This window comes from Gulosibacter sediminis (assembly GCF_014904065.1).
GTDB classification, from domain to species: Bacteria; Actinomycetota; Actinomycetes; order Actinomycetales; family Microbacteriaceae; genus Gulosibacter; species Gulosibacter sediminis.
Map to the genome: position 1 here is coordinate 31,112 of NZ_JACXJG010000011.1, position 1,320 is coordinate 32,431.

Below are 1,320 nucleotides of genomic sequence, written 5' to 3' on the forward strand. Positions count from 1 at the left end.
GGAGTCCTGCACGGCCTCGGTCGTGAGGATCTTCGGCTGCTCGGCCGTGATGTCGATGCCTTCCTCGCGCATGGCCTCGACCGCGACGGGGTTGATCTGCTCGGCGGGCATGGAACCGGCCGAGCGCACCTCGACCCGGCCGGCGGCGAGGTGGCGGAGGTAGCCCGCGGCCATCTGGGAGCGGCCGGCGTTNCACGGAAGGCTTGTGATCGGTCATGTTCGGTTCGCTTCTTTCGTTCAGTCGGTGAGGGTGGTGAGGAGTGCGCGGACGCGGGTTTCGATGTCGTCGCGGATCGCCGCAACCCCTTCCGGGGAGGCGAGGGCAGGGTCGCCCACGGCCCAGTCCTCGTAGCGGACTCCCGGGATGATCGGGCACACGTCCCCGCACCCCATCGTGATCACGACGTCGGCGGCGCGGACGGTGTCGTCGGTGAGCGGCTTCGGGAACGCCGACCCCGCCTCCGGTTCGCCCTCGATCTCGGTCAGCAGAGAGCGCACATGCGGGTGCACGTCCGACGCCGGGGTCGACCCGGCCGAGCGTGCGATGACGGTGCCGCCAGCGAGCTGATTGAGAAGGGCGGCGGCGAGCTGGGAGCGGCCGGCGTTCTGNCACGCACACGAACAGCACCTGCGGTATTCCCGCCACGCGGTCCCGGGTGAGATCGGCCAGGCGCTGCCTCGCGAAGCGTTCGGTGAGCGGGATCATGTGCCGGGTCACTTTCTCCGACCTCACCAGGCCCGCGTAGGACTCCCGGACGATCGCGATCACGAGGTCCCGGTTCAGGCCGGTCAGCTCGTCCGCGAGTTCCTCGGCGAGGCGGGTGACGCGGGCGTCCATGTCGCGCAGCGCCTCAGCCCGGACCTCGGGCTGCTCCGGCTCACCTGAGACCGCGGCTGGTGCGAACGCGTCCAGGAGCGCGGCGACGGCGCGCTGCCGTGTCGGGGTGATCCGGTACCAGACCCAGGTGCCGCGCCGTTCCGAGGCGAGTATCCCGGTGTCTTTGAGGACCTTCAAGTGGTGGGAGACGGTCGGCTGGGACACCTCGGCGAGCTCGGCGAGATCGCACACGCACGACTCGCCGCGCGGGTCGGTGGCGNGGACAGCATCCGCAGCCGGAGCGGGTCGGCGAGCGATTTGAGTGCGCCGGCCACGGTCGTGGCGGCATCCCGTCCGATCGCGTGCGTCGAGGACGGCGCGCACGCCTCGGCGTCCGGGAGGACGGTCGTGTCGGTCATGACGTCCTCGATTCGGTGACGGCTTCCGTCGCGTAGGGGTCGGCGTGGAACCAGGCCTTCGCCGCCCAGAGGGAGACGTAGACG

1 protein-coding gene and 1 pseudogene are annotated in these 1,320 nt (G+C 70.7%); both read right to left on the minus strand.

Translation table 11 applies throughout. The annotated features are described in order from the left end of the window. A partial coding sequence (locus ID132_RS13815; protein ID WP_459562454.1) for an arsenate reductase/protein-tyrosine-phosphatase family protein occupies window positions 1-174 on the minus strand: 174 nt, incomplete at its 3' end. Window positions 175-237: 63 nt separating this feature from the next. Then, window positions 238-1,236: pseudogene (locus tag ID132_RS06920) on the minus strand (metalloregulator ArsR/SmtB family transcription factor). Window positions 1,237-1,320: the final 84 nt, after the last annotated feature.